Source organism: Rhodococcus sp. BE178 (genome assembly GCF_050433545.1).
Taxonomy (GTDB): Bacteria; Actinomycetota; Actinomycetes; order Mycobacteriales; family Mycobacteriaceae; genus Prescottella.
The window spans coordinates 26,067-52,462 of sequence record NZ_JBNPXA010000017.1; the positions used below are offsets into that span (position 1 = coordinate 26,067).

27 protein-coding genes, 1 tRNA gene and 1 other RNA gene are annotated in these 26,396 nt (G+C 69.6%); 14 read left to right on the forward strand and 15 right to left on the reverse strand.

Going from position 1 to position 26,396, the window contains the following annotated elements; genetic code table 11:
* Positions 1-9: 9 nt before the first annotated feature.
* Both J2X34_RS23940 and aceE read right to left on the reverse strand, forming a co-directional pair.
* Positions 10-1,371 carry a PucR family transcriptional regulator gene (locus J2X34_RS23940; protein WP_174911180.1) on the reverse strand — a complete coding sequence of 454 codons (1,362 nt, stop codon included), beginning with the start codon at positions 1,369-1,371 and terminating at the stop codon, positions 10-12.
* A gap of 98 nt (positions 1,372-1,469) precedes the next feature.
* Positions 1,470-4,373, reverse strand: coding sequence for a pyruvate dehydrogenase (acetyl-transferring), homodimeric type (aceE, locus tag J2X34_RS23945; protein ID WP_114719407.1), 2,904 nt, complete (start codon positions 4,371-4,373; stop codon positions 1,470-1,472).
* Positions 4,374-4,748: 375 nt separating this feature from the next.
* Here aceE and J2X34_RS23950 point away from each other — a divergent pair, with 375 nt between their 5' ends.
* The 3 genes from J2X34_RS23950 to J2X34_RS23960 all read left to right on the forward strand — a co-directional run bounded on the left by J2X34_RS23950 (position 4,749) and on the right by J2X34_RS23960 (position 5,826).
* Positions 4,749-5,171 carry a DUF3052 domain-containing protein gene (locus tag J2X34_RS23950; RefSeq protein WP_114719195.1) on the forward strand — a complete coding sequence of 141 codons (423 nt, stop codon included), beginning with the start codon at positions 4,749-4,751 and terminating at the stop codon, positions 5,169-5,171.
* Between the two features lie 85 nt (positions 5,172-5,256).
* Positions 5,257-5,721 (forward strand): peroxiredoxin, encoded by a 465-nt coding sequence (locus J2X34_RS23955; RefSeq protein WP_429519949.1) that lies wholly within the window; start codon positions 5,257-5,259, stop codon positions 5,719-5,721.
* Positions 5,722-5,754: 33 nt separating this feature from the next.
* Positions 5,755-5,826: transfer RNA gene (locus tag J2X34_RS23960), tRNA-Val, on the forward strand.
* A 257-nt stretch (positions 5,827-6,083) separates the two neighbouring features.
* On the opposite strand, the gene J2X34_RS23965 is transcribed toward J2X34_RS23960, so the two are convergent.
* Positions 6,084-6,395 carry a hypothetical protein gene (locus tag J2X34_RS23965; RefSeq protein ID WP_429519950.1) on the reverse strand — a complete coding sequence of 104 codons (312 nt, stop codon included), beginning with the start codon at positions 6,393-6,395 and terminating at the stop codon, positions 6,084-6,086.
* A gap of 345 nt (positions 6,396-6,740) precedes the next feature.
* On the opposite strand from J2X34_RS23965, the gene J2X34_RS23970 reads away from it, so the two are divergent.
* Positions 6,741-7,298: a protein-tyrosine phosphatase family protein gene (locus J2X34_RS23970; RefSeq protein WP_174911174.1), complete on the forward strand. Its 558-nt coding sequence runs from the start codon at positions 6,741-6,743 to the stop codon at positions 7,296-7,298.
* Here the strand turns inward: J2X34_RS23970 and J2X34_RS23975 are convergent.
* The 4 genes from J2X34_RS23975 to J2X34_RS23990 all read right to left on the reverse strand — a co-directional run bounded on the left by J2X34_RS23975 (position 7,275) and on the right by J2X34_RS23990 (position 10,588).
* Positions 7,275-8,021 (reverse strand): VIT1/CCC1 transporter family protein, encoded by a 747-nt coding sequence (locus tag J2X34_RS23975; RefSeq protein WP_114719199.1) that lies wholly within the window; start codon positions 8,019-8,021, stop codon positions 7,275-7,277. The genes J2X34_RS23970 and J2X34_RS23975 overlap by 24 nt on opposite strands.
* A gap of 67 nt (positions 8,022-8,088) precedes the next feature.
* The gene (locus J2X34_RS23980; protein ID WP_429519951.1) at positions 8,089-8,607 is read right to left on the reverse strand and encodes a DUF2231 domain-containing protein; all 519 of its coding nucleotides are present in this window, start codon (positions 8,605-8,607) and stop codon (positions 8,089-8,091) included.
* 80 nt (positions 8,608-8,687) lie between these two features.
* Entirely contained in the window at positions 8,688-9,920 is a 1,233-nt protein-coding gene (locus J2X34_RS23985; protein ID WP_429519952.1) for a sensor histidine kinase, read from the reverse strand.
* On the reverse strand, positions 9,917-10,588 hold the full coding sequence (locus J2X34_RS23990) for a response regulator transcription factor (RefSeq protein WP_174911165.1): 672 nt from the start codon (positions 10,586-10,588) through the stop codon (positions 9,917-9,919). Before J2X34_RS23990 ends, J2X34_RS23985 begins: the two co-directional genes overlap by 4 nt.
* A gap of 141 nt (positions 10,589-10,729) precedes the next feature.
* Here J2X34_RS23990 and J2X34_RS23995 point away from each other — a divergent pair, with 141 nt between their 5' ends.
* Complete coding sequence (locus J2X34_RS23995) at positions 10,730-11,722, forward strand: cobalamin biosynthesis protein (protein ID WP_258557643.1); 993 nt, start codon at positions 10,730-10,732, stop codon at positions 11,720-11,722.
* A 72-nt stretch (positions 11,723-11,794) separates the two neighbouring features.
* Positions 11,795-12,079, forward strand: coding sequence for a putative quinol monooxygenase (locus tag J2X34_RS24000; protein WP_114719204.1), 285 nt, complete (start codon positions 11,795-11,797; stop codon positions 12,077-12,079).
* Between the two features lie 126 nt (positions 12,080-12,205).
* Here J2X34_RS24000 and J2X34_RS24005 read toward each other — a convergent pair whose 3' ends face one another.
* The 3 genes from J2X34_RS24005 to J2X34_RS24015 are packed head-to-tail and all read right to left on the reverse strand — an operon-like array spanning position 12,206 to position 14,301.
* A complete protein-coding gene (locus tag J2X34_RS24005; protein ID WP_114719205.1) occupies positions 12,206-13,165 on the reverse strand; it encodes an SURF1 family cytochrome oxidase biogenesis protein in 960 nt (319 codons plus the stop codon).
* Between the two features lie 28 nt (positions 13,166-13,193).
* A complete protein-coding gene (locus J2X34_RS24010) occupies positions 13,194-13,649 on the reverse strand; it encodes a low molecular weight protein-tyrosine-phosphatase (protein ID WP_114719206.1) in 456 nt (151 codons plus the stop codon).
* A gap of 7 nt (positions 13,650-13,656) precedes the next feature.
* Positions 13,657-14,301, reverse strand: coding sequence for an HAD hydrolase-like protein (locus J2X34_RS24015; RefSeq protein ID WP_429519974.1), 645 nt, complete (start codon positions 14,299-14,301; stop codon positions 13,657-13,659).
* A gap of 134 nt (positions 14,302-14,435) precedes the next feature.
* Here J2X34_RS24015 and cobC point away from each other — a divergent pair, with 134 nt between their 5' ends.
* From cobC to J2X34_RS24035, 4 genes are all read left to right on the forward strand, one after another.
* Positions 14,436-15,494: an Rv2231c family pyridoxal phosphate-dependent protein CobC gene (gene cobC / locus J2X34_RS24020; RefSeq protein WP_429519953.1), complete on the forward strand. Its 1,059-nt coding sequence runs from the start codon at positions 14,436-14,438 to the stop codon at positions 15,492-15,494.
* A complete protein-coding gene (locus J2X34_RS24025) occupies positions 15,494-16,639 on the forward strand; it encodes a Nif3-like dinuclear metal center hexameric protein (protein ID WP_174911151.1) in 1,146 nt (381 codons plus the stop codon). The genes cobC and J2X34_RS24025 overlap by 1 nt, the downstream gene beginning before the upstream one ends.
* A 156-nt stretch (positions 16,640-16,795) precedes the next feature.
* Positions 16,796-17,533, forward strand: a complete 738-nt coding sequence (locus J2X34_RS24030) for a zinc ribbon domain-containing protein (protein WP_114719210.1) — start codon at positions 16,796-16,798, stop codon at positions 17,531-17,533.
* Complete coding sequence (locus J2X34_RS24035) at positions 17,530-18,642, forward strand: bifunctional RNase H/acid phosphatase (protein WP_174911148.1); 1,113 nt, start codon at positions 17,530-17,532, stop codon at positions 18,640-18,642. Before J2X34_RS24030 ends, J2X34_RS24035 begins: the two co-directional genes overlap by 4 nt.
* On the opposite strand, the gene J2X34_RS24040 is transcribed toward J2X34_RS24035, so the two are convergent.
* Positions 18,620-19,075: a DUF4383 domain-containing protein gene (locus tag J2X34_RS24040; RefSeq protein WP_429519954.1), complete on the reverse strand. Its 456-nt coding sequence runs from the start codon at positions 19,073-19,075 to the stop codon at positions 18,620-18,622. The genes J2X34_RS24035 and J2X34_RS24040 overlap by 23 nt on opposite strands.
* A 320-nt stretch (positions 19,076-19,395) precedes the next feature.
* Here J2X34_RS24040 and J2X34_RS24045 point away from each other — a divergent pair, with 320 nt between their 5' ends.
* Positions 19,396-20,781 carry a dicarboxylate/amino acid:cation symporter gene (locus tag J2X34_RS24045; RefSeq protein ID WP_429519955.1) on the forward strand — a complete coding sequence of 462 codons (1,386 nt, stop codon included), beginning with the start codon at positions 19,396-19,398 and terminating at the stop codon, positions 20,779-20,781.
* A gap of 137 nt (positions 20,782-20,918) precedes the next feature.
* Here the strand turns inward: J2X34_RS24045 and J2X34_RS24050 are convergent, their stop codons facing one another.
* A complete protein-coding gene (locus tag J2X34_RS24050) occupies positions 20,919-21,446 on the reverse strand; it encodes a DUF1697 domain-containing protein (RefSeq protein ID WP_114719213.1) in 528 nt (175 codons plus the stop codon).
* Positions 21,447-21,523: 77 nt separating this feature from the next.
* Between J2X34_RS24050 and rnpB the strand changes: the two genes are divergently transcribed.
* The 3 genes from rnpB to J2X34_RS24065 all read left to right on the forward strand — a co-directional run bounded on the left by rnpB (position 21,524) and on the right by J2X34_RS24065 (position 23,915).
* An RNA gene (gene rnpB, locus J2X34_RS24055) (RNase P RNA component class A) lies at positions 21,524-21,964 on the forward strand.
* 341 nt (positions 21,965-22,305) lie between these two features.
* Positions 22,306-22,491: a hypothetical protein gene (locus J2X34_RS24060; RefSeq protein WP_114719214.1), complete on the forward strand. Its 186-nt coding sequence runs from the start codon at positions 22,306-22,308 to the stop codon at positions 22,489-22,491.
* A gap of 23 nt (positions 22,492-22,514) precedes the next feature.
* A complete protein-coding gene (locus J2X34_RS24065) occupies positions 22,515-23,915 on the forward strand; it encodes an RNB domain-containing ribonuclease (protein WP_429519975.1) in 1,401 nt (466 codons plus the stop codon).
* Between the two features lies 1 nt (position 23,916).
* On the opposite strand, the gene J2X34_RS24070 is transcribed toward J2X34_RS24065, so the two are convergent.
* The 3 genes from J2X34_RS24070 to J2X34_RS24080 are packed head-to-tail and all read right to left on the reverse strand — an operon-like array spanning position 23,917 to position 26,296.
* Positions 23,917-24,816, reverse strand: coding sequence for a CHAD domain-containing protein (locus tag J2X34_RS24070; protein WP_429519956.1), 900 nt, complete (start codon positions 24,814-24,816; stop codon positions 23,917-23,919).
* Positions 24,817-24,863: 47 nt separating this feature from the next.
* Positions 24,864-25,820, reverse strand: a complete 957-nt coding sequence (gene pip, locus J2X34_RS24075) for a prolyl aminopeptidase (RefSeq protein WP_429519957.1) — start codon at positions 25,818-25,820, stop codon at positions 24,864-24,866.
* A 5-nt stretch (positions 25,821-25,825) separates the two neighbouring features.
* A complete protein-coding gene (locus J2X34_RS24080; RefSeq protein WP_114719218.1) occupies positions 25,826-26,296 on the reverse strand; it encodes a hypothetical protein in 471 nt (156 codons plus the stop codon).
* Positions 26,297-26,396 lie beyond the last annotated feature (100 nt).

Below are 26,396 nucleotides of genomic sequence, written 5' to 3' on the forward strand. Positions count from 1 at the left end.
GCCTCCGTGTTACGTCCCGACATTCCTAAATGTGAATTTTGTGACTGATGTGTCAGAAGTCGACGTTTCGTGACGTGTTTGAGCTAGTCGGCCCACCGTGGTTGCGACGCGGAGCACATATGCGTCCCTCGAGTTGGTCGGATCCCGGCGGGTGACTTCGGCAATTCGCTTCAGGCGGTAGCGGACAGTATTTGGATGAACAAACAGCTGACGGGCACAAGCCTCTACGGCCCCACCGGAATCCAGGTAGGCGTCGAGCGTGTCGGACAGTGCCGAGCCGGCGGCCGACAACGGCTGGATCAAACGTTCGTTTAGGGCAACGACGGCCGCGGTGTCTCCGAGAAGGGCGCGTTCGGGTAGAAGGTCGGCGGCGAAGACGGGCCGCGGAGCGCCCCGCCAACCCGCGACGGCTTCCATGCCGGCCAGCGCCTCGACCGCACTGAAGTGTGCGGCCCCCAGACTGGGGGTGGTGGGTCCGATCACGACGGGGCCGGCGGAGAACTTGTCCATGAGATCGGTCATGAACTCCCGCGCCGCCTTGGTGCCGTGCAGCTCACCGCTGACGACGAGGACGAGCCGATCGCCCTGGATCACGGCGAGGGCCCCGCGATCGTGGCGCTGCGCTGCGCTGTGCACCGTGCCGATCACCGACACGCCCTGTTCCGGGGGAGGCGTGCCGACGATGACCGTCGCGGGCGCGGTGGCGTCCCAGTTCAGGGTTGCCGCCCGGGACTGCAGGTCGGAACCGGTGTCGCCGCGGACAACCGCGTCGACCACCAGGGCCTCCAGCCGGGTGTCCCATGCACCGCGGGACTCCGCGGCACTGGCGTAGACGGAGGCGGCCGCGAAACCGAGCTCGCGCCCGTAGCGCAGGATCGCCTCGGTGAGCGCCACCAGCTGCCGGTCGTTTCGGGCCAGAGCCGGGAGACGCTGCTCGAAGAACTCCATTGCGACCCGCACCATGTCGACCGTCTGGCGGAGGGTCAGTCGTCGGGCGAGGTCCTGCGGAATCACCTGGTACGCGTCGATGGTGAATCGGATGTCGCTGTCGGAGTCGGTGAGCCACTCGAGGAAGTTGACCACCGACTTCTGGACGATCATCTGGACGCTCGCGCGCTGTTCGGCGTCGAGGTCGGCGAAGAACGGCAGCTGGTCCTGCATCGAGGCGATGGCCTCGGTGGACAGCCGTCCGGAGAACTGCTTGACCCGGCGCAGCAGTGCGTCCGGAAGTGAATCGCGAGTGGGCCTGCCGTCCGACCTGGGGGCCGGAGGTTGATAGCGGACGCGTCGCGGCGAGTTCGGGGTCGGCGCCTCGCGCAGCGCGGGCGGCTCCGACGAGCTGTTCGACGTCTCGGGCAGATCCTCGGCCATGAGAGGAACTTACGCCCGCCGCCTGCACGGCGTCTCCGGGACACTCGTGCAAGCGGCGGGCGTGATCAGTTGTCGATCAGCGTGCCGATCGGGCCGCTTCAGGCGACGCCGGGATCCGACGTCTGCTTCGGAGCGGCGAGCACGTCGTCGATCCGGTAGCGGGCGGCCGCCTCGGCCGCCTTCGAGCGGTCGATCTCACCGGACTTCGCCAGCGCCGAGAGCACCGCGACGGTGATCGACTCGGCGTCGACGTTGAAGAACCGTCGCGCCGCCGGGCGGGTGTCGGAGAAACCGAACCCGTCGGTGCCGAGCGTGGTGTACGAGCCGGGGACCCACTGACGGATCTGGTCCGGGACCGCACGCATCCAGTCCGAGGCCGCCACGAACGGACCCTGCGCCTGGGACAGCGCCTTCGTGACGTACGGCTCCGGTGCGTCGACACCTGGGTTGCGCAGCGCCTCGCGCTCGCACTCGATGCCGTCGCGGCGCAGCTCGCCCCACGAGGTCACCGACCACACGTCGGCGGCGACGCCCCACTCGTCCGCGAGCAGCTGCTGTGCGCGCAGACCGTCCGGCATCGTGACGCCCGAGACCAGGATCTGCGCGCGCGGTGCGGAGCCTGCGGAGCGCCCCTCCGGGACGCCCGAGCTCTCGGCCGGCTTGAACAGGTAGATGCCCTTGAGCAGGCCCTCGACATCGAGGTTCTCCGGCTCGGCGGGCTGCTGGTACGGCTCGTTGTAGACGGTGAGGTAGTAGAAGATGTTCTCTCCACCGAAGCCCGGCTCGAGCGTTCCGTCCGCCGACGTCGTGCCGCCGTACATGCGGCGCAGACCGTCCTTGACGATGTGCGCGATCTCGTACGAGAACGACGGGTCGTACGACACCGCGGCCGGGTTGGTCGACGCCAGCAGCAGCGAGTGACCGTCGGCGTGCTGCAGACCCTCACCGGTGAGCGTGGTGCGGCCGGCGGTGGCGCCGAGGACGAAGCCGCGGGCCATCTGGTCCGCCGCCGCCCACAGGCCGTCGCCGGTCCGCTGGAAGCCGAACATCGAGTAGAAGATGTACACCGGGATCATCGGCTCGCCGTGGGTGGCGTACGACGTGCCCACCGCGGTGAACGACGCCGTCGAGCCGGCCTCGTTGATGCCCTCGTGCAGGATCTGGCCGATCTCGCTCTCCTTGTAGGCGAGCATCAGTTCCGCATCGACGGACGTGTACAGCTGTCCGTTGCGGTTGTAGATCTTCAGCGACGGGAACCACGAGTCCATGCCGAACGTGCGCGCCTCGTCCGGGATGATCGGCACGATCCGCTTGCCGATCTCCTTGTCCCGCAACAGTTCCTTGAGGATGCGGACGACGGCCATCGTCGTCGCGACCTCCTGCTTGCCCGAGCCCTTGCGGACGACGTCGTACGTCTTGTCCGCGGGCTGCGCGAGCGGTGTGGAGTCGGTGCGGCGGGACGGCAGGAAGCCGCCGAGCGCCTTGCGCCGCTGCAGCATGTACTGGATCTCGGGGGAGTCCGTACCGGGGTGGTAGTACGGGGGCAGGTACGGATCCTTCTCGAGCTCCTCGTCGGAGATCGGGATGCGCTGGATGTCGCGGAACCGCTTGAGATCGTCGAGCGTCAGCTTCTTCATCTGGTGCGTGGCATTGCGGCCCTCGAAGTGCTTGCCGAGGGTGTAGCCCTTGATGGTGTGCGCCAGGATCACCGTCGGCTGACCCTTGTGCGCCATCGCCGCCGCATACGCCGCGTAGATCTTGCGGTAGTCGTGGCCGCCGCGCTTGAGGTTCCAGATCTCCTGATCCGAGAGATTGTCGACCAGGGCCTTGGTGCGCGGGTCCCGCCCGAAGAAGTGCTCGCGGACGAACGCGCCGTCGTTGGCCTTGTACGTCTGGTAGTCGCCGTCGGGCGTCTCGTTCATCAGGTTGACGAGCGCGCCGTCCTTGTCGGCGTGCAGCAGCGCGTCCCACTCGCGGCCCCAGACGACCTTGATGACGTTCCAGCCGGCGCCGCGGAAGAACGACTCGAGCTCCTGGATGATCTTGCCGTTGCCGCGGACCGGTCCGTCGAGGCGCTGCAGGTTGCAGTTCACGACGAAGGTCAGGTTGTCGAGGCCCTCGGTGGCCGCGACGTGCGCCAGACCGCGCGACTCCGGCTCGTCCATCTCGCCGTCGCCGAGGAACGCCCACACGTGCTGATCCGCGGTGTCCTTGATGCCGCGGTCGTGCAGGTAGTGGTTGAAGCGGGCCTGGTAGATGGCGTTCATCGGGCCGAGGCCCATCGACACCGTCGGGAACTCCCAGAAATCGGGCAGCAGGCGCGGGTGCGGGTACGACGGCAGGCCGCCGCCGGACTGCGCGTGGCTGGCCTCCTGGCGGAAGCCGTCGAGCTGCTCGGCCGGGATCCGGCCCTCGAGGAACGCGCGGGCGTAGATGCCCGGCGAGGCGTGGCCCTGCACGAAGATGTGGTCGCCGCCGCCCGGGTGGTCCTTACCGCGGAAGAAGTGGTTGAAACCGACCTCGTAGAGCGCGGCCGACGACGCGTACGTCGAGATATGACCACCGACGCCCACGCCCGGCCGCTGCGCGCGATGCACCATGATCGCGGCGTTCCAGCGGATCCACGCGCGGTAGCGGCGCTCGACCTCTTCGTCGCCGGGGAACCACGGCTCGTTCTCGGTCGGGATGGTGTTGACGTAGTCGGTAGAGGTGAGTGCGGGGATCGCCACGTGCTTCTCGCCGGCGCGCTCGAGCATGCGCAGCATCAGGTAGCGGGCGCGGGCGGCTCCCGAGCGGTCGAGCAGACCGTCGAACGATTCGAGCCATTCGGTGGTCTCGTCCGGATCGATGTCCGGCAGGTAGGAAGCCACGCCCTCGCGGATGACGCGGACCCGGCCGTCTGTGCCGGGTTGCGCGTTCGCGGCGGGTGACGAGGCCGCTCCGGAGACGCCTGGTGTGTCGGCGTTCGGTTGAGACGCGGGCCCCTGGATCAGGTCTGACAAGGTGTGCTCCTCATTGTGGTGGGACGCGCGGTGTCGCGTCCGCTCCATCCGGACGGTCCTTGTTAGGGCCGCCCGAGTTTCCATATGAATATGGCGCAGCCCTCATCTTTCACCATCCAGTCTGCGGAGGCACCCCCACTCCTGCTGTTCGGTCTTCGGCGCGTCGCGGGATACGGTGGGGGTCGGAATTCGCCCTGGCAGCCGTCGTCGACGGCGTGCCGATCGCACTTTCTCGAGATTTTCGGGGACGTCGGCTTGCGCGAACGGCTTCGACCATGTTCGCTTTCACCTATTGATCGACACACGCTCGATCGTCACTGGAGTCGGTCGGGCCCATTCGGGCCCGCCACCCACCGAACAGAGGAGGACACCACCGTGGTCGCCGCGGCGGACGCTCAGAACTACGCTCAGAAGCTTGGCATTACCCACGACATGGTGGTTCAGGAACTGGGCTGGGACGAGGACACCGACGACGACATTCGTTCGGCGGTGGAGGAGGCCATCGGTGGAGAGATGGTCGACGAGGACTCCGACGAGGTCATGGACGTCGTGGTGCTGTGGTGGCGCGACGGCGACGGTGACCTGGTCGACGCCCTGATGGACGCGATCGGACCGCTGTCCGACGAGGGCTTCGTGTGGGTGCTCACCCCCAAGACCGGCCAGTCCGGACATGTCGAGCCCAGCGAGATCGCCGAATCGGCGCCCACGGCGGGGCTGACCCAGACGTCGGCCGCGAACCTCGGGATGTGGAGCGGTAGCCGGCTGGTGCAGCCGAAGGCTCGCGCACCCAAGCGCTGATCTCGCCGAGACCACATTCGGTTCATCCGTGCGGCGTACGTTTGTCGTGACGGATGCGCCGACGTACCCGATGTTAGGACCAGGCATGCCTCTCGAAGTGGGCGCCACTGCGCCCGATTTCACCCTCAAGGACCAGAACAACCAGGAAGTCACGCTGTCGGACTTCCGTGGCGAGAAGAACGTTCTGCTCGTCTTCTACCCGCTCGCGTTCACGGGCGTGTGCCAGGGCGAACTGTGCCGTGTGCGGGACGAACTGCCGAAGTTCCAGAACGACGACGCCGAGATCCTCGCGATCTCGGTGGGCCCGTCGCCGACTCACAAGATCTGGGCCGCCGAACAGGGCTACACCTTCCCGTTGCTGTCCGACTTCTGGCCGCACGGCGCGATTGCCGAGGCGTACGGGGTGTTCAACGACAAGCTCGGATTCGCCAACCGCGGCACGTTCGCGATCGACAAGGACGGCATCATCCGCTTTGCGGAGATGAACGGCCCCGGCGAGCCCCGTGACCAGGCAGCTTGGGAGAAAGCGCTCACCGCGCTAAAGTCCTGATGCGATTCCGGCGGAATTCCACCGCCGGAATTCGGGCGTGTAGCTCAGTGGTAGAGCTCTGGTTTTACACACCAGCGGTCGGGGGTTCGAAACCCTCCGCGCCCACAAGCAGTCGTTCATTCGCGGATCGTGGCACGGATGCCGGCCAACTTCAGTCAGATCGCTCGACAGTTCCCGCGACACGGTCGATCCAGCCGTAGGCGAAACGCAGAACGCCCCGCACGGGGCGGGGCGTTCCGGGGCGCTCGATCGGTCGGCCCACGATCGAAAATGCATGGGCGAAAGTTGGATTGAATCCGTGGGTCTCGATGGGTCTTGATGGGTCTCGATACGACTTCGTCGTGGCCGGAAACCGAAGCCGATCAGGAGCCGAGCGAATCCGTGCTCAGTGAGCCGAAGTCGAGCGAACCACTCGAAGATCCGGCGTCGACGGAGTCGGGCTCACGAACTGGATTCCACCCGCGGCAGCCGGCGGTCTCGAACCCGTCGTCGTCCGGCGCAATCGTGACGGTGACCGGTCCGTAGGAAACCCCGCGTTCGATCGCGTTGATGCCGCCGGTAGGCAGCGCCTCGATGCGGGTCCACGAGCAGGGCAGCAGACTGCCGGGCCAGGCGCCGGCCGTCGTGTACGTTCCCGGCTGAACGTCGAAGCCGACTTTGTAGACGCCGTCCATCAAGATCCTCGACGGGGTTACGCCCAGCGATCCGGAAGAGCCGGCGTCAGCGGCTGATGCCACCCCGGCCCCGCCCGCCGCAATCGCTACTGTGGCCGCTGCGGCGACCGCTCCCGCAACCCAATTCGTCGGCTTGCGCACGGACATGACTGATCGATCAGGCACTTCGGAACCTCCCCCAAATATTTCTCGCGCTCAGGCTGCGCGTCCGGGGGATCGTAGCCCGAACCCGACCACTGGTCCGCCGAAACGACCAGGGAAGTCTGGGAAGTGTTCGGAACGCGCGACGGTCGGGAACCAGGCGATACTGGAATCCCCGGCCGACACTCCGAACGGACCCCGAGCGTGAACGACGACTCCGTCGATCCGACCGCGATCGACATCAGGCTCGACCCGTTGCGCCAGCGCCTGGTCGGGATCACGGCTCACGGACACCTGCCCTTCGACGTTCCGGTCATCAGCGAGATCGCCCCGAATCTGTGGCAGGGCGGTTGCCGCGACGGACTGCTGCTGCCGACGTTCGTCACCCACCTCGTGTCGCTGTACCCGTGGGAGCAGTACGAGATCGCGCACGTCGTCGATTCCGAGGTCTACGTCCGCATGTACGACAGTGCCGAACAGGGCTTCGATCAGGTCGACGCCCTCGCCGCCTGGGTGAACGCGTGCCGCAAGACAGGTCCGGTTCTCGTGCACTGCCAGGTGGGGCTCAACCGGTCGAGTCTGATCGCGGGTCGGGCGATGGTGCTGTCCGGCGAGGCGGACCCGGCCGGCGCGGTGGCGTTGCTCCGGGCGCGGCGGTCGCCGGCCTGCCTGTGCAACCCGTCGTTCGAGGCCTGGTTGCTGGGGCGATCCAGGGGCGAGGGGTCGCCGGACCCCGCGTCAGACCCCGGCGACGCCGAGTAGCTGCCCTATCCCGTAGGTGACGGCCATCGCGAGCGCGCCACCGCTGACCACACGGATCACCGCCCGGGACCGGTCGGCGCCGCCGAGTCGGGCGCTGATGCTGCCGGTGATGGCAAGGGCGACCAGCATGGCCACGAATGTGACCGGAATGCGCGCGCTCGCCGGCGGAAGCAGGATCGCGAGCATCGGCAGAATCGCGCCGACGGTGAACGCGATCGCGGACGCAGACGCAGCCTGCCAGGGGTTGGTGAGGTCGTTCGGGTCGATGCCCAACTCGGCCTCGGCGTGCGCCGCGAACGCGTCGTGCGCGGTCAGCTCCTCGGCGACGGTACGGGCGGTGGCGGGGGACAGACCCTTCGCCTCGTACAGGGAAGCCAGTTCGTCGAGTTCGGCGTCGGGGATGGTGGTCAGTTCGAGGCGCTCCTTCTCCAGCAGAGCGCGCTCGGTGTCACGCTGGGTGCTCACGGAGACATACTCGCCCAGCGCCATCGAGACGGCGCCGGCCGCGAGCCCTGCCAGACCGGCGGTGAGGATCGGGCCGCGGTCGGTGGTTGCCGCGGCGACACCGACGACGAGACCCGCTACCGAGACGATGCCGTCGTTCGCGCCGAGTACCCCCGCGCGAAGCCAGTTCAGGCGCGACGACAACCCTGCGGTGTGCGGCTCCGCTGCATGGGTTCCGGCCTGCTCGCCGGCATTCGGGGACTCCTGGTTCGAGGTCACAGCGCGAATCGTATTGCCGACGCCACGGTGTCACCAGCTATGCAAGGCTGTCCGAAGTGGTCCGGCGTCACTGTGCGGCCGGGGAATCGGCAGCCGTCGTATCGCTCCAGACGGCGGCCGCGCCGCTCTCGCCGATCCGGTAGACCTGCACCGTCGATCCGACTGCCAGCACCACCGCGACGACGGAAAGTCCGGTGGCGACGACCCGCGACGTCGTCCTGCTCGTCGACCCGCCGCGTGCGGCCCGCCACGCCTGGAATCGCGGGTGATGGATCGCCCACCATCCGAGTGCGACGAGGAATACGCCGGCCGACCAGTAGATCAGTTGGTCTCCGAGTTCAGCGTGGATCCGCACCAGCGGATCAGGCGCGGTGCGGTGTTCGAGCCACTCGCCGGCGTGGGTCGTGAGTGGCACGAGAACCAGGGTGATCAGGGCAACCACGGGGGAGAAGACCCCGATCCGTCGCCTCGCTGCGGGCCAACATACGGACAGCAGTAGAAGCAGTGCGGAGATCGGTACCAGCACCGCCACGAAATGCACGAGCAACGGGTGGATGGGCAGGCCGTTGAACGTTGTGGGCCCCATGATGACTCGCCTCCGTCGCGTGTTCCCGGTGTTCCGGTTGTCACGGTAGGCGCGAATTCTTGGAGCCTTCTGGGAACGTCTTAGGCGTGCCTCGGCAGGACGAGCGTGAAGGTGGCCCCGCGACCAGGCCTCGGATCGACCAGTATCTCGCCGTCGTGGGCGGCCGCGATTTCACGGACGAGAGCAAGCCCGATGCCATACCGGCGGCCTCCGGCCGGTTGCTCAGGGCCGTGCGCGAAGCGGGTGAACAGTCGACTCAGCTGCTGAGGTTCGATCCCTGGACCAGTGTCGGTCACAGCGATTCGCACCACGTCGGTGTCGCCGTCGACACGGAGCGTGACCCGTCCGCCGGGGCGTACATGGGTGACGGCATTGTCGACGAGTCCGTACACCGCGCGTCGCAATGCCGGGCGAGACCCGCTCACGACGCAGGGCGCGTCGCCGCGCACGATATCGACGTCGACGCCCAGCGATCGCGCGTGCGCCTCGACGCTGTCGCGGACCTGCTCGCAGAGCGCGGCGACGTCGACAGGTTCCCGGGTGCCGGGTCCGGTCTCCATGGCCGCCGAGAGGAGCAGATCCTCCACCAGCTCACCGAGCGCGCGGGTATCGGCGACGATCCCGTCGAGCTGGCGGGAGACCTCCTCGGGCTCGAGTCGTCCGACACGGTGGGCGAGTAGTTGCGCGCGGGTGTGCAGGACCGTGAGCGGGGCACGCAGTTCGTGCGACGCATCGGCGACGAAACGTCGCTGCAGCGACAGCGCCAGGGTCAGTGGCCGAATCGATCTGCGGGACAGCAGGATCACCACGACAGCGGATGCTGCGATACCGGCGATCTCCGCGAGGATCAGGGCCGAGAGCAGTCGATGGCGTCCCGCTTCGAACGGCTCGAGGTCGAGGGCCGCGGCAACCTGGCCGTGAGTGTTGCCGCCGACCAGTACGCGGTAGTACCGTCCGCCCGCACGTAGGTCGGAGAACCCGGCGGGTCCGTCGAGCAGCCCCGCGATCTGCGGTGGTGCGCCGGCGCTGACCTGCGTCTCACCGTCGGGTCCCCGCAACGCGAGTGCCGTGCCGGGTGGGGGATCGTCGACGTCCTCGACGGTGTCGACCACGGATTGCAGTTGCGTGTCGATCTGCCGTGACTGGACGCGGGCGTCGACGAGATACGCCACCAGGCCCACCACCAGCAGCACGAGTGCGAGAGCCGCCGCGGCTTGCAGTGCTGCGAAACGTCCGGCGCGGCGCAGCAACTGTTCGTCGCCGATGACGGCGGCCGGGCGGGTCGCGACGGTCGGTCGCCGCCGACGCCTCATCGGGCACCGAGCCGGTATCCGACACCGCGCACGGTCTGCACGACGTCGCGACCGAGTTTGCGTCGCAGGTAATGCACGTAGGTATCGACGGTGCCCGGGTCGTCGGCGCCGTCGAACGCCGACAGCAACAATTGCGACCGGGTGAAGACCTGACCCGGCGCTTCGGCGAGGACGGCGAGCAGAGCGCACTCGCTGGCAGACAACTCGACAGCCGTGTCGTGCCCGATCACCGTCCGGCTCGCCAGGTCCAGGCGGCGTCGGCCCACCGGGAGTTGCTCCGCGCCCTCGAATCGGCGTCTGCGCAACGCGCGCAGCCTGGCGAGCAGCTCCGGCACCTCGAACGGCTTGACCAGGTAGTCCTCGGCGCCCGCGTCGAGACCCTCGACCCTGTCGTCGAGTGCGCCCCTGGCCGTGAGCACGAGAGTGGGAGTGTCCACAGCCTGTCGGCGCAGTGCACGCAGCACCTCGAGACCGCTCAGGACGGGAAGCCCGCGGTCCAGCACGATCAGATCGAACCGGCGGGTCAGCCCCAGGTGGAGCCCCCGGTGACCGTCGGTCGCGACCTCCACGGCGTAACCCTCCTCCGCGAGCAGATCGCACAGCAGGTCGGTGAGTGGGGCGTCGTCCTCGACGAGTAGGACGGATGGCGACGCGGTGGAATCGGGCATGGTTCGAGCCTGCCACCGTCACCGCTGCAGCACGACGTGGACCGGGGGAGACACAGCATCCTCGACCCCATGTGCTCCGGCGGGCATATCCCCACAGCCCGGTGCCGGCCCGTCGACCTAGGCATTGATAGAAATACCGTCGTGCTCCACAACTCCCGTCGGGAACCCGCTGTTCGTCGTCCGAGCTCCACCGCGAGGGCTGTCGGCCTGCTCCTCGGCTACGCCGCGGATCGCGTGTTCGCGGACCCGCGGCGGTGGCATCCGGTCGCCGGATTCGGTCTGGCTGCAATGGAACTGGAGAAGCGGACGTACGCCGACAGTCGGCTGTCCGGAGCCGCGCACACCACGATCCTCGTGGGCGCGACCGCTGTCGGCGGTGTGCTCGCGCAGCGCCTGGGCGCGAAGTGCGGCTGGATCGGGGAGACGGCGGTGACCGCGGCGGCGACGTGGACCGTGCTCGGAGGTACCTCCCTCGCGGGCACCGGCCGGACAATGGCAAGACACCTCGAAGCCGGGGACCTGGAGTCGGCCCGTTCGCTGCTGCCGTCGCTGTGCGGTCGCGATCCGAGCGTGCTCGACGCAGACGGGCTGGCCCGCGCGAGCCTCGAATCGGTCGCCGAGAACACCTCCGACGCGACCGTCGGCGCACTCTTCTGGGGCGCGGTGGCCGGGGTGCCGGGGCTGCTGGCGTACCGCGCGTCCAACACGCTCGACGCGATGATCGGGTACCGCTCGGCGAAGTACAACCGCTTCGGGTGGGCTGCGGCGCGCTGGGACGACGTCGTGAATCTGGCGCCCGCCCGCCTCGCCGGCGCGCTGACCGTGGCCCTGGCACCCGTCGTGGGCGGCTCGGCTCGGGGCGCCCTCCAGGCGTGGCGGCGGGACGCGTCGAATCATCCGAGCCCCAACGCGGGCGTCGCGGAGGCCTCCACGGCTGGAGCACTGGGCATCCAGTTGGGCGGTCGCACCGAGTACGCGTACGGCGTGGAGATGCGGCCGACCCTGGGATCGGGCCCGGCGCCGGTCGTCGCCGACCTCGAGCGAGCGGCGCGGCTGTCGACGATCGTCCAGGCGGGGGCGGCCGTCACGTCCGCGGCGCTGGCCCTCGTCGTCGGTCGGCGCCGACGACGCTGACCGGCTGCGACGAGTTCTCCGGTCCGCCGGAGTCTGTCCTCACGACAGCTCGAGACGAACGGAGTCAGAACCATGATCATCGTGGCCGGATATCTGCGGGTCGCCCCCGACGACCGCGAGGGCTACCTGGTTGCCTGCCGGAGCGTCGTGACGGCGGCGCGGGCCGCCGACGGATGCCTGGACTTCGCCCTCAGTCCCGATCCGATCGAACCCGACCGGATCAACGTCCTCGAACGGTGGCAGGACCGGCACACTCTGACCGCCTTTCGCGGGGACGGATCCGGCGAGGATCTCGGCGCCCGAATCGTCGAGGCGCAGGTGAGTGAGTTCGAATGCGACAGCGGTACCGCGCTCTGACCCCGGGCCGAAGCCGGGATCGACCGGGGGATCGGAATACCGGGGGCCTGGCGGCGTTGTCATAAAGAGAAGCCGCCGATACCCGCGAGGGGCCGGCGGCTTCTCCGTGTCGGTGGGTGGACCGGGTCAGCGACGTCTGCCGTAGCGGTCGGCCATCTTGGCCTCGCTGGCGGACAGCGGCGCGCTGGGGGCCGCGTCCTTCTTGCGCAGTCCACGGCGGCGGGTGGGCAGTGCGAACTCGTCGACGGTGGGTTCGGGAGCCGCACCGGCCGGAGTCTCGTCGACCGGTGGCGTCGCGGTGGTTGGTTCGTCGGCCGGTTCCGGCGCCGGCGGCGCCGCCGCGGTCGCCTTGGTCTTGCGGCGCTCGCGGAGTTCGGCGCGGACGAAGTAGGCCAGACCCAGCGGCGCCATGATGCCGAACGCCAGCCACTGCAACCCGTACGACAGGTACGGCCCGGCGTCGAGCATCGGCAGCGGAATGGTGCCGAGCCCGCCCGGCTGGGCGTCGTCGAGTTGCAGGTAGCCGTTGACCAGGTCGGTGCCGATGAACTGCCCGATCTGGCCGGAGTCGATGTAGTACACCTGCTCGGTGCCGGCCTCGGTGATCGGTTCCTTGCCCGGAACCGTGCCCTCGGACATGCGGAAGCGGCCCTCGACGGACACCTCGCCGGTGGGCGGCGCCGGGATGGGCGGCGCCTCGGTGCCCTGCACAGGGCGCACGTAACCGCGGTTGACGAGCAGGGTGGCGCCGTCGCTCAGCCGCATCGGGGTGAGCACCTCGTACGCGGGCGCGTCCTCCACCGAGCGGAGCCGGACCAGGAGGTCGCTGTCGGGAAGATAGGTTCCCGTCGCGACGACCTTGCGCCACTCGTCGTCCGGGGCCGGGCCGGCACCACCGAGCAGGGTGTCGATCGACACCGCGTCGGCGTTGATGGACTGTTCGAGCAGTCCGTTGCGTTCCTCGGTCCTGGTGTTCTTGCCGAGCTGCCACGGCGCCAGGACGGTGAAACACATGAAGGCGAAACCGGCTACCACGGCCGCCAACGCAAGCCAGCCGGGACGCAGCAGAAACTTCAGCCTTCGCACGTGTCCACGGTAGCGGCTCGGCTGCCGGTCAGCTCCCCCGCACCCAGTTCAGCAGGCCCGGAACGGCTGCCTCGATCTGGTCGCGGACCAGTTCGAAGTCGGTCATGTCGCCGTAGTACGGGTCGGGCACCGAATCGCCGTCCGCATCCGGATCGAAGCTGCGGAGCAGTCGGCGGCGCTCGGTGGGCACCCCGAGATGAGCGAGGGCCCGATCGTGTCCACGGTCGAGCGCGACCACCAGGTCGGCGGCCAGATGGTCGTCCCCGACCTGCTCGGCGCGGTGCCCGGTCGGGTAGCCGGCATCGACGAGCACCCGGTCGGTGCGGCCGTCGGCGCCGTCGCCGACGTGGTAGCCGTGGGTGCCCGCGCTGCTGACCCGCACCCGATCGTCGAGACCGGCGCGGCGCACGTGCTCGGCGAAGATGCGCTCCGCCATGGGGGACCGGCAGATGTTGCCGGTGCACACGAAGGTGACGTGAATCATGCCCGGCTCACCCGGCCCGCGTGAGGATCTGCTCGAGATGCGCGACGGTGGGCGCCGTCCAGCGGGCGGCGGCCGCTTCGTCTGCGGTGCCGTAGCCCCACTCGACGAACACCGTCGGGATGCCCCAGTGCCCCGCGCCGTGCACGTCGTGCTCGCGGTCGCCGATCATCACGACGTCGGCGGTGCCGCCCACGGTCGCCGGCAGGCCCAGCCCGCCGAGGACGTGCTCGACGACGTCGGCCTTCGCGCGGCGCGACCCGTCGCTGCTGGCCCCGCCGATCACCTCGAAGTAGTCGGCGAGGCCGAAGTGCTCGAGGATCCGGATCGCGAACTTCTCGGTCTTCGACGTCGCGACCGCGAGGCGGGCGCCGGTGCCCCGGGCGGCCGCCAGCATCGGCTCGATGCCCTCGTACACCTCGTTCTCCGACCAGCCGATCGCGTCGTACCGCTCGAAGTACGCGGCCAGCGCCGCCGCGGTGGTGTCGGCGTCGAGTCCCATCCCGCGCATCGAGTCCATCAGCGGCGGGCCGATTACCGTCGCCAGCATCTCCGCGGTGGGCTCGGGACCGCCGACCGCGGCGAGGGCGTGCCGGAAGCCGTTGTGGATGCCGAGCGCGGAGTCGGTGAGGGTGCCGTCGAGGTCGAACAGCATGACCGGGGCGATCGTCGTGGGTGTCGAGGCGAGGCCGGGGGAGGAAGAGGAAAGTGTCACGGCTCCATTGTGCTGCCGACGTCCACCGACGCCCGGGCAGGTGCGCCACCGCACGCGCCGTAGGCTCGACGGCTATGGAATTCGGATCGGGATCGGCGGCGGACACTCTCGCGGCCCTGCGGCACCACGGCGACGCCGAGACCGGCCCCGGACTGCTCGACTTCGCGGTGAACGTGCAGGGAGACGGGCCGCCGGAGTGGTTGCGGCGCAGGCTTGCCGACGCCCTGGGGGGCCTGGGCAGGTATCCGGCCGCCGACGCCGACCGGTGCGCCCGCGAACAGGTGGCCGTCCGGCACGGCCGGACGCCGGAGGAGGTGCTGCCACTGGCCGGCGGCGCCGAGGGGTTCGCGATGCTGCCGCGGCTCGGGGTGCGCGAGGCGGCGCTGATCCATCCGTCGTTCACCGAGCCCGAACTCGCACTGCGCGAGGCCGGCGTCCCGGTGACGCACGTGACCCTGGAGGCGCCGTACCGCCTCGATCCCGCCGCCGTGCCGGACTCCGCCGATCTCGTGGTGCTCGGCAACCCCACCAACCCGACGTCGGTGCTGCACGCGGCGGATGACGTCCTCGCGCTGCGCCGGCCCGGCCGGATCCTCGTCGTCGACGAGGCGTTCATGGACTCGGTCCCGGGGGAGACCGAGTCGGTAGCCGGCCTCTCGCTGCCCGACGTCCTGGTGCTGCGGAGCCTGACGAAGACGTGGGCGCTGGCCGGGCTGCGGTGCGGCTACGCGCTGGGCCACCCGGACGTGCTGGCGCGGATGCAGCACGGGCGCGCGCACTGGCCGGTGGGCAGCCTGCAACTCGAGGCGATCACCGCGTGCAGCGAACCCGCCGCCGTCGAGCAGGCCGGGGAGATGGCGAACCGGATCGCCGCCGACCGCGGCGACATGGCCGCGCTGCTCCGCGACGCCGGGGTGGACGTCCACCTGCCGGCGTCGGCGCCGTTCCTGCTGCTGCGTCTGCCGGACGGCGAGCGTGCGCGCGCCCACCTGCGCGAGCGGGGGATCGCGGTCCGCCGCTGCGACACCTTCCCGGGCCTGGGCCCGGACTTCCTGCGCGTCGCGGTCCGGCCGCGCGGGAAGGCCGAGCAACTTATCGCCGCCATGAGTGAACTGACGAGGGAGATGCCGTGATGACAACCCCGACGACGACCCCGACGCTGGCCGAGGTGATCGCGGCCCTCGAGACGGCCTACCCGCCGGCCCTCGCCGAGTCGTGGGACTCGGTCGGCCTGGTGGCCGGCGACCCCGCCGACGAGGTCCGCAAGGTGGTCGTCGCCGTCGACGCGACCGCCGCGGTCGTGGACGAGGCGCTGGCGACCGGTGCACAACTGCTGCTGGTGCACCACCCGCTGTTGCTGCGCGGCGTCGACACCGTCGGCGCGCACACGCCGAAGGGGGCGCTGCTGCACCGGCTGATCCGCGGCGGATGCGCGCTGTACAGCGCGCACACCAACGCCGACCGCGCCGATCCGGGCGTGTCCGACGCGCTCGCGGGCGCGCTGGGCCTCGTGGACACGCGCCCGCTGGTCCCGATCCCCGACACGGTGACCGACAAGTGGGTGGTGATGGTCCCCACGACCGACACGGGCCGAGTGCGCGACGCACTGTTCGCGGCCGGCGCCGGCGAGCTCGGTGACTACCGCGAGTGCAGTTGGACGGCGACCGGCGACGGACAGTTCCGGCCGCTCGCCGGCGCCAACCCGACGCTGGGCACCGTCGGCGAGGTGGAGGCGGTGCGCGAGGACCGCGTCGAGGTGATCGCGCCGCGCTCGGCCCGAACACGCGTGCTGCGCGCCCTGCGGGCGGCGCACCCGTACGAGGAGCCCGCGTTCGACGTGTTCGAGACCGTCGACTTCCCCGGCAGCCGGGGCCTCGGCCGGGTCGGGGAGCTGCCGCGGCCGCAGACGCTGCGCGAGTTCACCGAACGGGTCGCGGCGGCGCTGCCGCGCACCGAATGGGGTGTTCGCGCAGCCGGAGATCCGGACCGGATCGTCCGCACTGTCGCGGTCTGCGGGGGCTCGGGCGACTCGCTGCTCGACACCGTGACCGGCCTCGGCGTCGACGCCTATGTGACCGCGGACCTGCGTCACCACCCCGCCGACGAGCATCTGCGGCAGGGCGGGCCGGCGCTCGTGGACGTGGCGCACTGGGCCAGCGAACAACCGTGGTGCGCACAGGCGAAGGGCGTGCTCGACGAGCGGTTCTCGGACGTCGACGGCTGGGAGGTGCGGGTGACGGAACTGCGCACCGACCCGTGGACCGTCGCGTGCCACTGACGGGTGCCGGTGAAGCGGTCGGCTGATGTGGTCGGCGCACCGCATTGTCGGGGTACGGTTGACACCTGATCTCGGCCGGTACGAGTTCGTCGGCTACGACGAACGACCACTGGTCCGACCCCAAGAACATCAAGAACACAGCAGGAGCTTCCACGCGTGAACGTCGATCCCTCAGTGCAGTCCAAGCTTCTCGAGCTCGCGGGTGTGGACACCGAGCTGGCACGGCTCGCGCACCGTCGCTCGACACTGCCCGAGCAGCAGGAAGTGGAGCGACTCGAAGCCGAGCGCCTCTCCCGTAAGGACGCGGCGGTGTCCGTCGAGATCGTCCTCGACGACCTCGACCGGGACATCAAGAAGCTCGAAGGCGAGGTCGACGCGGTCCGCCAGCGCGAGGTGCGGGACCGGAAGCTGCTCGAGGGCGGCACCGTCGGCGCGAAGCAGCTGTCGGAGTTGCAGCACGAGCTCAGCAGCCTGGAGCGTCGACAGAGCGTGCTCGAGGACGAACTGCTCGAGGTGATGGAGCGCCGGGAGGCGTCGCAGGCCGATCACGACCACGCCGGTGCCCGCCTGACGCAGGTCGAGGACGAACTGATCGACGCAGAGCGTCGCCGCGACGACGCCGTCGCGGACCTCGAGAAGACGCAGCAGCGCTGCGACACCGACCGCGCCGCCCTGGTCGGTCAGTTCCCCGAGGACCTGCTCGCGATCTACGAGAAGCAGCGCGAGCAGCGCGGTGTCGGCGCGGCCCTGCTGCAGGCCCGTCGCTGCGGCGCGTGCCGCATCGAGATCGACCGCGGCGAGATCTCCCGGATCGCCGGCACCGCTGCGGACGTCGTCGTCCGCTGCCCCGAATGCGGCGCAATCATGGTGCGCACCAAGGAGTCCGGTCTGTGACTCTTGACCGGGTCGTCGTCGAGGCCGACGGCGGATCGAGGGGTAACCCGGGCCCGGCCGGGTACGGCGCGGTGGTGTTCGATGCCGATCGGAACCGGGTGCTCGCCGAGCGCCGCGAGTTCCTCGGTGTCGCCACCAACAACGTCGCCGAGTACCGCGGCCTCGTCGCGGGCCTGACCGCGGCCCGCGACCTCGGCGCCCGCGAGGTGGACGTCCGGATGGACTCCAAACTCGTCGTCGAGCAGATGTCCGGGCGCTGGAAGATCAAGCACCCGGACATGATTCCGCTCGCCGAGCAGGCGCGGACGCTGGCGGGATCGTTCGCGCGGGTCACGTACACGTGGATCCCGCGCGCCGAGAACTCCCACGCCGACCGGCTCGCGAACGAGGCGATGGACGGGGAGGACGCGATCACCTCCGGTGCGGTCGCCGAGACCACCGAGGAATCCGCGGCGGAGCCGGCCGCGGCCACCGCTCCGGGTTGGACCGGCGCGGTCGGCGCCCCCACCCGGATGCTGCTGCTGCGGCACGGCCAGACCGAACTGTCCGTCGAACGGCGCTATTCGGGCCGCGGCAATCCCGAACTCACCGCGTTCGGCCGGTCGCAGGCCCGGTCGGCGGCGGAGCGGATCGCCGAGCGCGGCGCGATCGCCGCGGTGGTGTCGTCGCCGCTCGGGCGAGCCCGGGAGACCGCGGACGCGGCCGCCCGCGCGTTGGGACTGCCGGTCACGGTGCACGAGGGACTCACCGAGACGGACTTCGGCAAGTGGGAGGGCCTGACGTTCGGTGAGGCCGCCGAGCGGGACCCCGACCTGCATCGCCGGTGGCTGTCGGACACGTCCGTGCGCCCACCCGAGGGCGAGAGCTTCGACGAGGTCCGGGCCCGGATCGAGCGGGTGCGTGACGAACTCACCGCGTCGTATGCGGGCTCGAACATCCTGGTGGTCACGCACGTGACGCCGATCAAGACACTGCTGCAACTGGCGCTCGACGTGGGTCCGTCGTTGCTGTACCGCCTGCACCTGGATCTGGCGTCGCTGAGCATCGCGGAGTTCTACCCGGACGGTGGCTCGTCGGTGCGGCTGGTCAACGATACGTCGCATCTGTAGGTCCGTCGTCGTGTCGCGGCAGCGCGACGCCCAGGAACACAAGTCCGACGCCGGCGAGCAGGTGCAGCCAGCTCCCAGCGGTGTCGATCGGCATGAAGTTCGACGCCGTCGCGGCGTCGATGACCAACCCGTACACGGCGAGCATCGCCGACAGGAATCCGGCGCCGATGAGGAACATCTCGGCGGAGGCCTGTGTGCGGGACATCGCCAGACCGACGGCGCCGGCCGCGATGTGCGCGAGGTTGTGCAGGATCGACACCTCCACGGTGCCGAGCAGTCGCGCGTCGGTCCCGGGGCCGGCCCAGGTGATGTCGCCGACGTCGGACGTGATGCCCGGAACGAACCCGACGATGCCTATCGACAGGATGATCGCGGCGACGACGGTCGCCGCCAATTGAGTCGTGGTCCGGGCCAAGCCCTCGGACTCGTCCATGACAATCGCTCCTCCGGCGGCCGCGATCTTCCGCGGCCGGTGTCGTCGATCGTGGTCCCATTGTCCGCCGATTCGCTCGCCGGTGCCGCCCGGTTGGAATCGATGCCCGGTATGGGCGTACCCTTCCTCGTTGTGAACGCCCTGCTGACCTGTCGCCGCTACGTCGACAACTGTCTGCAGGCGAGCGCGGTCTGTCACGCTTGACACCCGGTAGACATCTCGAGTCCCGGGACGGCTCCTCCCTCTGAGCCCTCCGTGCGTCCCCTTCGGTCGCGCGCGTCGTCGTGCGCCGTCTCCACATCTCCACCCGAAAGGCCCTCATGTCGGCCCCCACCCTCGACGCGCCCCGGCGCGCCCTGCCCAAGTGGGCAACCTCGTTCGGCCCGCAGATCGTCGCCGGCCTGATCCTCGGCGTCGTCATCGGTCTGATCGCCAGGTCCATGCCCGATGCCGCCGACGGCAACGAGAACTGGCTGGTCGGAACCGTCAAGACCATCGGTTCCAGCTACGTCGCCCTCCTCACCGTCGCGGTGATACCGCTGATCTTCACCGCGATCGTCAGCTCCATCGCGAATCTGCGGAACGTCGCGAACGCGGCCCGCCTCGCGGTCCAGACGCTGCTGTGGTTCGCAATCACCGCGTTCATCGCGGTGCTGATCGGTATCGCCGTCGGCCTGGTCATGCAGCCCGGCGCGAACACCACGGTCGACGCGACGACGGCCGCCGAGCCGAAGAGTTCCGGATCGTGGTGGGCGTTCCTCACCGGTCTGGTGCCGCAGAACTTCCTCGGCCTCGGCGCCCGGACCACCGTCACCGGTGACGCCGCCTCCGGCTTCTCGGCGACCACGTCGCTGAGCTTCAACGTCCTGCAGTTGCTCGTCGTCGCGATCGCGATCGGCATCGCCGCCCTGAAGGTGGGGGAGAAGGCCGAGCCGTTCCTGAACTTCAACGCCGCGCTGCTGGCGATCGTGCAGAAGGTGCTGTGGTGGATCATCCGCCTCGCGCCGATCGGCACCGCCGCCCTCATCGGCAAGGCCGTCGCCACCTACGGTTGGGACGCGATCGGTCAGCTCGGCGTGTTCACCCTCGCCGTGTACATCGGACTGGCGATCGTCTTCTTCGTCGTCTACCCGATTCTGATTCGGGTGCACGGGCTTTCGGTGAAGAACTTCTTCACGGGAGTGTGGCCGGCCACGCAACTCGGGTTCGTCTCACGCTCCTCGATCGGCACACTGCCGCTCACCGAGCGGGTCACCGAACGCAATCTCGGTGTGCCGCGCGAGTACGCGTCGTTCGCGGTGCCGCTCGGCGCGACCACCAAGATGGACGGCTGCGCCGCGGTGTACCCGGCGATCGCGGCGATCTTCGTCGCCCAGTTCTACGGTATCGACCTGAGCCTGACCGACTACCTGCTCATCATCGTGGTGTCGGTGATCGGTTCGGCGGCCACCGCCGGCACCACCGGTGCGACCGTCATGCTCACGCTGACGCTGTCCACGCTCGGTCTGCCGCTGGCCGGTGTCGGCCTGCTGCTCGCGGTCGAACCGATCGTCGACATGGGGCGCACCGCGCTCAACGTGACCGGTCAGGCGCTGGTGCCGACCATCGTCGCCAAGCGCGAGAAGATCCTGGACGAGACGCTGTACAACGCGCCGCGCCAGGGCGATCCGTTCGCGGAGGAGTCGCTGGAGCCGGCCCGGAGCTGACGGCCACGGCGCCTACCGCACCGCCCACAGCGCGGTGACGGGCGCCGAGGATCGTCAGTGGGATGGTGACCGGCCCGAGCTCGAACGAACCGAGCTCGGGCCGGCGGCTGTTGCCCGTGAGAACCGGGGGCCCGCGGTTACTTCAGGAGCTTCACCAGGGTCCGCAGATTGCGAGTGGTGGTGACCGCCTTGAGTTTCGGCTTGCCGGTGTTCTTACCGAAACTGCTCTTCAGTGTCATCCCGCGCTCGACCTCCCAGTACAGGACGCCGTCGCCGCCCCGGATCCGCTCGATGTCCGGATCGAGGTCGGTGTGTGCGTCGAGAAGACCCGCGAGGACCGTCGGCTCCGCAGTGAACATCACGTATGGATGCCAGCCGTCGTGCGCGGGGTCGAACGGGTAGGACGCAACGATTCGGGCCAATGTCTCGGTGCTGAGCACGAACACCCACGCCTCGTAGCCGAATGCGGCGCGCAACGCGGCCTCGATGTCCGACTTCAGCGCCGGGATGTCCGTCGAGTCGCTGGAGAACAGGACGTTCCCGGACGCCAGCACGGTCTTGACGTCGTCGAAGCCCAACTCGGTGAACACCCGGCTCAGATCGGCCATCTTGATGTTGATTCCACCGACGTTGATGCCTCGCAGCAGTGACACGTATCGGGTCATGTTCCGGACCCTAGCCCGGCACTCCGACACCGCCGGTTCGGACACGGCGCGGCGACCCAGTAGGCTTACCGTGCGGACGAGTTGGCCGGGCGGCCGCGGCGACGGGAACCGACATCCTCGAGATGTCAGGCCCGATGCCGAGGAAAGTCCGGACTCCACAGAGCAGGGCGGTTGCTAACGGCAACCCGAGGTGACTCGCGGGACAGTGCCACAGAAAACAGACCGCCGACGCGGCTGTGTCCTTGTGACACAGCGGTCGGTGAGGGTGAAAAGGTGCGGTAAGAGCGCACCAGCGCCCCAGGTGACTGGGGCGGCTAGGTAAACCCCGCCCGGAGCAAGGTTGAAGGCCGCACCGGTGTCCTCCGGGACATGGTGCGGCTGCGCAGGTGTTCGAGGGCTGCTCGCCCGAGCCTGCGGGTGAACCGCTCGAGGTACCCGGCAACGGTGTGCCCAGATGGATGGTCGCCACCCGGCGCTCGCGTCGGGGACAGGATCCGGCTTACACGCCAACTCGTCCGCCCGAATCACACACGAGAAAGGCCCCCGGCGCTGCCGGGGGCCTTTCTCGTTGTCTGCGGGTACTACGCCTGGATGCCGCTGAGCGGGTTGATCATCAGCAGCTTGGCCCAGTATTCGGCGCCGGTCTTGCCGAGAACGGGGAGAAGCGTATCGAAGAGGATGTAGGACATGCGGGGCTCCGATCTTTGACGCAGCGCGTCGATGGTTCGGTGACGCGGTGCGTCGACGAGAAAGCGCGGTACGCGCAGAGATTAGCAGCCTGAGCGGCGATGTCACAGACCTATGCCCCTTCCCTCGCGTTGCGATGGTGACGACGCCGCGTCCGAGGCACACTGAGGACATGAGCGACGACGACCAGCAGTGGTATTTCAGCCCCTCCGACGGCTCGGTCACCCAGGGCAAGGCGAGCAACGTCTTCGACCGGATGGGACCGTATCCCGACCGGGAGAGCGCCGAACGCGCGTTGCAGATCGCGGCCGAACGCAACAAGGCGGCCGACGACGCCGACGCCGAGTGGAACGACTGAACGGTAGCCCGCGGCCGGTCGGGATGGCCCGGGTCATCGCGCGCGGCGTCGATTTCGACGCGGTGCGAGCCGAATTCGCGCTCCGGGACGGATTCTCGGCGGCCGTGCTCGCGGAGGTGGCCGCCGCCGTGGACGCGCGCGCCGGGGATCGGGAGGACCGGACCGATCTCGCGTTCGTGACGATCGACCCGCCGGGGTCCATGGATCTCGACCAGGCGCTGCACCTCGAGCGCACCGGCGACGGCTTCGTGCTGCACTACGCGATCGCCGATGTGGCCGCGGTGGTGCGGCCGGGTGGTGCACTGGACCGCGAGACGCGTGACCGCGGCCAGACCTTCTATCTCCCCGACGGTTCGGTGCCGCTGCATCCGCGGGATCTGTCGGAGGACGCGGCGAGCCTGCTGCCCGACGTCGTGCGCCCCGCGGTGCTGTGGCGGATGGACCTGGACGAGCACGCCGAGCCGGTCCGGGTGGCCGTCACCCGTGCGTTGGTGCGGTCGGTCGCCCGCTTCGACTACGCCACCGTGCAGGCGCATTCCGCGTCCGGGACCCTGCATCCGTCGATCGCGGCACTGCCCGCGTTCGGCAGGCTGCGGGCGGTCGCGGCGACCGAGCGTGGCGCGATCGAACTGCGACTGCCCGAACAGCGAGTGGTGCGCCACGGCAACGGCTGGCGGGTCGAGATGGAGCCGCGCACCGAGGCCGACGACTGGAATGCCGAGGTGTCGTTGTTGACCGGGATGTGCGCGGCGCGGCTGATGCTCGACGCGGGTGTCGGGCTGCTGCGGACGATGCCGCCGCCCGCGACGCGCGCGGTGGAGTCGCTGCGGCGCACCGCAAGTGCGCTCGGCGTCGCCTGGGCGGACGGCACCCGGGTGGGTGAGGTGCTCGCCGGGCTCGATCCGAACGCGGCGGCGTCACTTGTGATGATGACGGAGGCGACCTCCCTGATGCGGGGCGCCGACTACGTGGCCTTCGACGGTGAGCCTCCCGCGGTGGTGGCTCATTCCGGAATCGGCGGACCCTACGCGCACGTCACCGCGCCGCTGCGTCGTCTGTCGGACCGGTTCACGACGGAGGTGTGCCTCGCGGTGTCGGCGGGGGAGCCCGTACCCGAATGGGTGCGGGAGGCGTTGCCCACGCTGCCCGCGCTGATGAGGGCGTCGGACTCCCGTGCGGGCAAGGTCGACCGGGCGTGCGTGGACCTCACCGAGGCGACCCTGTTGGCCGGCCGGGTCGGCGAGGTGTTCGACGCGACCGTGCTGCGCGCGGCGGGGGACAAGAGGGGTGCGGAGGTGTTCGTGCCGGCGGTGTCGGTCATTGCGAAGTGCGCGGGCGACCCGGCCGAGGGCGACGAGGTGAAGGTGCGCCTGGTGGGCGCCGACGTCGCGGGGCGCTCGGTCCAGTTCGCGTTCCCCGCCTAGGTCACGTTCGGAGGTCGAGCGTGCGGTGCGCCTTCTTGATGGCCTTGACGAGCCGTGGAAGTTCGCTCGTGGTCCGGACCGCACGTGCTTCCTCGGCGGCGTACAGCAGTCCGTAGGTGAAGGTGTCCTCGTCGTCGATGCGCGCCTGCGCGACGGCGTCGATGATCCACTCGCGCGCGAGGACGCCGTCCTGGTGGTCGCCGAGCATCGACTGCAGGGCCTTGGCCGCCGACCCGAGATCCGCGGCCGACGGCTCCGCTGCCGCGGCCGCCTCGGCGGCATAGCGCAGCTTCTTGGCGCGCTTGCGGACCCGGTGCAGGGCGGGCCCGAGATCCGCGCCGTCCTCGTGCCGCAGCGCGCGAACCTTCTTCGCCGCCTTGCGTAGCTGTCGGTACGCCTTGTCGAGGCCGCTGCGCAGCGTCAGATCCACCGGCGCCGCCTCGCGCCCGGAGGTGACCTCCTCGAGCAGCGCGCACAGCGCCGCGTAGCGCGGCCGGGCGAGCTCGTCGACCGCGTCCGCGTGAGCGGCCCGGTACAGATCCTCCTGTGTCCCGACCAGTCGCTGGTGGACGGAGCCGACCACCAGATCGGCGGGCTGGGCGTCGATCAGTTCGCAGAACCGGGCCGCGAGCACCTCTGCGTCGCGGGCCTTGCCGAGAACCGATCCGAGCCACCGTAGTTCGGAGCGGGCGGTGACCGTCGCGTCCGGGGGAAAGGCGTCACGGTAGGTGCCCAGCAGACTGCGCAGGCGGCGCGCGGAAACCCGCATCTGGTGCACGGAGTCGTCGGCGTCGTCCCGCACGTCGGCGGCGAGGGAGACCAACCGCTCGTAGTGGCCCCGTGCCGCGGGGACGATCACGTCGGTGACGGTACTGCCGGATCCCTGCTTCCGTCCTGCCACAGTTCAGGTCTACCAGTGCACACAGGTCCAGTCGAGGACCGAAACCGTCAGCCGCGGAAGCGGTCCGTCGCCTCCACCAGGTGGTGGGTGATCCCGGGCTCGGCGGCCGCGTGCCCGGCGTCGCCGACGATGTGGAGTTCCGACGCCGGCCACGCCCGGTGCAGCTCCCACGCGCTCGTCGCGGGGCACACCACGTCGTAGCGGCCCTGGACGATCACCCCGGGTATCGATGCCAGGACCCCGGCGTCGCGGAGCAACTGTGCTTCCTCGATGAAGCCCGCGTTGCGGAAGTAGTGGTTCTCGATCCTCGCGAACGCCAACGCGAACCGCGGCTCGGACGTCTCGGCGACCCGTTCGGGCTTGGGTAGCAACGAGCTGGTCGCGCCCTCCCAGCTCGACCATGCGATGGCCGCACGCAGCGCCGTGTCCGGGTCGTCGGCGTGCAGCAGCCGGTGGTAGGCCTCCACCAGATCACCGGTGCGCTCGGCGACCGGGACCGGCGCCAGGAACTCCGCCCACCGCTCCGGGAACATGTGCCCGGCCCCGCCGTTGTAGTACCAGTCGATCTCGCTGCGCCGCAGCAGGAAGATGCCGCGCAACACCAGCTCGGTGACGCGCTGCGGGAACCGCTGGGCGTAGGCGAGTGCGAGTGTCGAACCCCAGGATCCGCCGAACACCTGCCAGCGCTCGACGCCGAGATGCCCACGCAACAACTCGATGTCGGCGAGGAGGTGGTCGGTGGTGTTCACCGTCAGGTCCGCCCCCTCGGCGACGTGCGGAGTGGAGCGGCCGCAGCCCCGCTGATCGAACAGCACGATGCGATAGGCGTCGGGATCGAAGAACCGTCGGTGTGCCGGGTCGGTGCCCCCGCCGGGTCCGCCGTGGAGGAACACCACCGGTTTGCCGTCCGGGTTCCCGCTGACCTCCCAGTACACGTGCTGGTCGTCGCCGGCAGCCAGGAAGCCGGTTTCGTGCGGGACGATCTCGGGGTACAGGGTGCGCATGTCGATCAGAATCCGATCAACCCGGCCGCGAGAGTGGGCAGTTCGAGCGCATAGAGCGCCCCGTCCCGCACCTGCGGGCACTGCGCGGTGGTGATCGCGTCGATCCGATCGCGGTCACCCGCGAGCTCGATCAGGTTCATCCCGTTGGAGGTGGCCCAGGTGACGACGACCGTGTTGAGTCCACCCTTCCCGATGGTCGGGGTGTAGGTGCGCCAGCTCTGCAACTGCTCGTCGATGTCCGAGCACAGCTGTGCCGCCTGCTCCGCCGTCACGCCGGCGACGGCACCGCCGCCCGCGCCGGAGTTCCCGGAGTTCCCGGTGGTCGCCGGCGGCGTCTTCGAGGGCGAGGTCGACTCCGCGGTGTGCGCGCTCTGTTCCGGCGTCGGGGACTCGGTGCTGCTGCACCCGCCGATCAGCGCGGCCACTGCAGCGGTCGCGGCGACGGTGGCGGCGAGACGTCCGCGGCGTTCGAGCATGGTGCACCTGAGCTTTCTGTCGGGGCCGGCTCACGGTGAGCCCGGAATGTCGAGTGTGCCAAAGATCGGGGACCCCGTCCGATTTCTCGGCCGGGGTCCC

Excerpts from the sequence above, each read along its gene's own strand:
- J2X34_RS23955 (WP_429519949.1), top strand. The coding sequence starts at position 5,257 with ATGCCTCTCGAAGTGGGCGCCACTGCGCCCGATTTCACCCTCAAGGAC.
- J2X34_RS23940 (WP_174911180.1), bottom strand. The coding sequence starts at position 1,371 with ATGGCCGAGGATCTGCCCGAGACGTCGAACAGCTCGTCGGAGCCGCCC.
- pip (WP_429519957.1), bottom strand. The coding sequence starts at position 25,820 with ATGCGCACCCTGTACCCCGAGATCGTCCCGCACGAAACCGGCTTCCTG.
- J2X34_RS24065 (WP_429519975.1), top strand. The coding sequence starts at position 22,515 with ATGGCCCGGGTCATCGCGCGCGGCGTCGATTTCGACGCGGTGCGAGCC.
- J2X34_RS23990 (WP_174911165.1), bottom strand. The coding sequence starts at position 10,588 with ATGCCCGATTCCACCGCGTCGCCATCCGTCCTACTCGTCGAGGACGAC.
- J2X34_RS24040 (WP_429519954.1), bottom strand. The coding sequence starts at position 19,075 with ATGGACGAGTCCGAGGGCTTGGCCCGGACCACGACTCAATTGGCGGCG.
- J2X34_RS23965 (WP_429519950.1), bottom strand. The coding sequence starts at position 6,395 with ATGGACGGCGTCTACAAAGTCGGCTTCGACGTTCAGCCGGGAACGTAC.
- J2X34_RS24010 (WP_114719206.1), bottom strand. The coding sequence starts at position 13,649 with ATGATTCACGTCACCTTCGTGTGCACCGGCAACATCTGCCGGTCCCCC.
- J2X34_RS24050 (WP_114719213.1), bottom strand. The coding sequence starts at position 21,446 with ATGACCCGATACGTGTCACTGCTGCGAGGCATCAACGTCGGTGGAATC.
- cobC (WP_429519953.1), top strand. The coding sequence starts at position 14,436 with ATGGAATTCGGATCGGGATCGGCGGCGGACACTCTCGCGGCCCTGCGG.
- J2X34_RS24015 (WP_429519974.1), bottom strand. The coding sequence starts at position 14,301 with ATGCTGTTCGACCTCGACGGCACCCTCACCGACTCCGCGCTCGGCATC.
- J2X34_RS24080 (WP_114719218.1), bottom strand. The coding sequence starts at position 26,296 with ATGCTCGAACGCCGCGGACGTCTCGCCGCCACCGTCGCCGCGACCGCT.
- J2X34_RS24045 (WP_429519955.1), top strand. The coding sequence starts at position 19,396 with ATGTCGGCCCCCACCCTCGACGCGCCCCGGCGCGCCCTGCCCAAGTGG.
- J2X34_RS24025 (WP_174911151.1), top strand. The coding sequence starts at position 15,494 with ATGACAACCCCGACGACGACCCCGACGCTGGCCGAGGTGATCGCGGCC.
- J2X34_RS24060 (WP_114719214.1), top strand. The coding sequence starts at position 22,306 with ATGAGCGACGACGACCAGCAGTGGTATTTCAGCCCCTCCGACGGCTCG.
- J2X34_RS23980 (WP_429519951.1), bottom strand. The coding sequence starts at position 8,607 with ATGGGGCCCACAACGTTCAACGGCCTGCCCATCCACCCGTTGCTCGTG.
- J2X34_RS23985 (WP_429519952.1), bottom strand. The coding sequence starts at position 9,920 with ATGAGGCGTCGGCGGCGACCGACCGTCGCGACCCGCCCGGCCGCCGTC.
- J2X34_RS24000 (WP_114719204.1), top strand. The coding sequence starts at position 11,795 with ATGATCATCGTGGCCGGATATCTGCGGGTCGCCCCCGACGACCGCGAG.